The organism is Acinetobacter sp. CY17 (assembly GCF_059515825.1).
The window spans coordinates 1-3649 of the sequence record NZ_JCAKMX010000052.1 but is presented as its reverse complement, the minus strand read 5'-3'; the positions used below and the strand labels follow the sequence as shown (position 1 = coordinate 3649).

General features: G+C 48.2%; 2 tRNA genes and 2 rRNA genes. All 4 read left to right on the top strand.

Features of this window, described 5'->3' with window-relative positions:
- Positions 1–83 (top strand): 16S ribosomal RNA (locus AC5YCI_RS16125); the annotation flags it as partial.
- A 61-nt stretch (positions 84–144) separates the two neighbouring features.
- Positions 145–221 (top strand) — tRNA-Ile (locus AC5YCI_RS16120).
- Between the two features lie 51 nt (positions 222–272).
- Positions 273–348, top strand: a tRNA-Ala gene (locus tag AC5YCI_RS16115).
- A gap of 388 nt (positions 349–736) precedes the next feature.
- Positions 737–3627: ribosomal RNA gene (locus AC5YCI_RS16110) — 23S ribosomal RNA — on the top strand.
- Positions 3628–3649: the final 22 nt, after the last annotated feature.

The window sequence follows — 3649 nt, the reverse complement described above, 5'->3', positions numbered from 1 at the left end:
CGCTTACCACGGTGTGGCCGATGACTGGGGTGAAGTCGTAACAAGGTAGCCGTAGGGGAACCTGCGGCTGGATCACCTCCTTAACGAAAGATTGGCGACCGGTAAGAATCCACAACAAGTTGTTCTTCATGATGATGTATCTGAGGGTCTGTAGCTCAGTTGGTTAGAGCACACGCTTGATAAGCGTGGGGTCACAAGTTCAAGTCTTGTCAGACCCACCATAATTTATAAAAATTATGGGACATCAGAAACATTACCTTAATTGATAAGCTGGGGACTTAGCTTAGTTGGTAGAGCGCCTGCTTTGCACGCAGGAGGTCAGGAGTTCGACTCTCCTAGTCTCCACCATTATTTCTTGTTACTTTTACTGATTAATTTTAAAAGTAAATTGAATAATGGTTGACCATTCAATTGGGTAGATTATAGAGATTATCAAATCCTTTTCGTATAATACGATCTAGATTGATAATCTCTGTGATTTATCACAGCATCTAGACCTGACGAAGGCTAGAGAAATCATTAACAGATTATATTTGAGTTGAAATAAATTGTTCATACTCGTTGAAATCAAAGCAAGCAATTGCTGAGAAATCGATGAGTTACTAGCGATTAAACTGAATCAAGCGTTTTGGTATATGATTTTGATTGAAGCTGTACAGTGTTTAAATACACAGTACTTCAAACTGTTACGTTGAACGATCTCCTTGTAGGATCGATCGACTGTTTGGGGTTGTATAGTCAAGTAATTAAGTGCATGTGGTGGATGCCTTGGCAGTCAGAGGCGATGAAAGACGTAATAGCCTGCGATAAGCTCCGGGGAGGCGGCAAATATCCTGTGATCCGGAGATTTCTGAATGGGGAAACCCACCTAGTATAAGCTAGGTATCATACACTGAATACATAGGTGTATGAGGCGAACGAGGGGAAGTGAAACATCTCAGTACCCTTAGGAAAAGAAATCAATTGAGATTCCCTCAGTAGCGGCGAGCGAACGGGGAACAGCCCATTAAGTCATATAAGCTTTAGTGGAATGCTCTGGGAAGTGCAACCATAGTAGGTGATAGTCCTGTACACGAAAGGGCTTATATGATGATGTCGAGTAGGGCGAGGCACGTGAAACCTTGTCTGAATATGGGGGGACCATCCTCCAAGGCTAAATACTCCTGACTGACCGATAGTGAACCAGTACCGTGAGGGAAAGGCGAAAAGAACCCCTGTGAGGGGAGTGAAATAGATCCTGAAACCGCATGCATACAAGCAGTGGGAGCCGGCTTTGTCCGGTGACTGCGTACCTTTTGTATAATGGGTCAGCGACTTACATTCAGTAGCAAGGTTAACCGCATAGGGGAGCCGTAGGGAAACCGAGTCTTAATAGGGCGTTTAGTTGCTGGGTGTAGACCCGAAACCAGGTGATCTATCCATGAGCAGGTTGAAGGTGAGGTAACACTTACTGGAGGACCGAACCCACTGTCGTTGAAAAGCCAGGGGATGACTTGTGGATAGGGGTGAAAGGCTAATCAAACTTGGTGATAGCTGGTTCTCCCCGAAAGCTATTTAGGTAGCGCCTCGGACGAATACCATTGGGGGTAGAGCACTGTTTCGGCTAGGGGGTCATCCCGACTTACCAAACCGATGCAAACTCCGAATACCAATGAGTACTATCCGGGAGACAGACTGCGGGTGCTAACGTCCGTAGTCAAGAGGAAAACAATCCAGACCGCCAGCTAAGGCCCCTAAATTATAGTTAAGTGGGAAACGATGTGGGAAGGCATAGACAGCTAGGAGGTTGGCTTAGAAGCAGCCACCCTTTAAAGAAAGCGTAATAGCTCACTAGTCGAGTCGGCCTGCGCGGAAGATGTAACGGGGCTAAAACTATATGCCGAAGCTGCGGATGCACATTTATGTGCGTGGTAGGGGAGCGTTCTGTAAGCCGATGAAGGTGGATTGAGAAGTCTGCTGGAGGTATCAGAAGTGCGAATGCTGACGTGAGTAACGACAAAACGGGTGAAAAACCCGTTCGCTGAAAGACCAAGGGTTCCAGTCCAACGTTAATCGGGGCTGGGTGAGTCGACCCCTAAGGCGAGGCCGAGAGGCGTAGTCGATGGGAAATTGGTTAATATTCCAATACTTCTGTGTAATGCGATGAGAGGACGGAGAAAGTTAAGTCAGCCTGGCGTTGGTTGTCCAGGTGAAAGGATGTAGGCATGTATCTTAGGCAAATCCGGGGTACTCTATGCTGAGATCTGATAGCAAGCTAATTTATTAGCGAAGTGGCTGATACTATACTTCCAGGAAAAGTCTCTAAGCTTCAGTTACACAGGAATCGTACCCGAAACCGACACAGGTGGTCAGGTCGAGTAGACCAAAGCGCTTGAGAGAACTCTGCTGAAGGAACTAGGCAAAATGGTACCGTAACTTCGGGAGAAGGTACGCTGCCGGCGGTGATAGGACTTGCTCCTTGAGCTGCTAGCAGCCACAGAAACCAGGCCCCTGCAACTGTTTATTAAAAACATAGCACTCTGCAAACACGAAAGTGGACGTATAGGGTGTGATGCCTGCCCGGTGCTGGAAGGTTAATTGATGTGGTTAGCGCAAGCGAAGCTATTGATCGAAGCCCCAGTAAACGGCGGCCGTAACTATAACGGTCCTAAGGTAGCGAAATTCCTTGTCGGGTAAGTTCCGACCTGCACGAATGGCATAATGATGGGGGCGCTGTCTCCAGCAGAGGCTCAGTGAAATCGAATTCGCCGTGAAGATGCGGTGTACCCGCGGCTAGACGGAAAGACCCCGTGAACCTTTACTGCAGCTTGACATTGAACTTTGATCTTACTTGTGTAGGATAGGTGGGAGGCTTTGAAGTAGCGACGCTAGTTGCTATGGAGCCGTCCTTGAAATACCACCCTGGTAATATTGAGGTTCTAACTCTGCTCCATTATCTGGAGCGAGGACCATGTCTGGTGGGTAGTTTGACTGGGGCGGTCTCCTCCTAAAGAGTAACGGAGGAGTACGAAGGTGCGCTCAGCGTGGTCGGAAATCACGCGTAGAGTATAAAGGCAAAAGCGCGCTTAACTGCGAGACCCACAAGTCGAGCAGGTACGAAAGTAGGTCTTAGTGATCCGGTGGTTCTGTATGGAAGGGCCATCGCTCAACGGATAAAAGGTACTCTGGGGATAACAGGCTGATACCGCCCAAGAGTTCATATCGACGGCGGTGTTTGGCACCTCGATGTCGGCTCATCTCATCCTGGGGCTGAAGCAGGTCCCAAGGGTATGGCTGTTCGCCATTTAAAGAGGTACGCGAGCTGGGTTTAGAACGTCGTGAGACAGTTCGGTCCCTATCTACCGTGGGCGTTGGAAATTTGAGAGGATCTGCTCCTAGTACGAGAGGACCAGAGTGGACGAACCTCTGGTGTACCGGTTGTGACGCCAGTCGCATCGCCGGGTAGCTATGTTCGGAAGGGATAACCGCTGAAAGCATCTAAGCGGGAAGCCTACCTCAAGATAAGATTTCCCTAGGACTTTATGTCCTCTAAAGAGCCGTTGAAGACTACGACGTTGATAGGTTGGATGTGGAAGCATAGTGATATGTGAAGCTGACCAATACTAATTGCTCGTGAGGCTTGACTATACAACACCCAAACAGTTGGTGT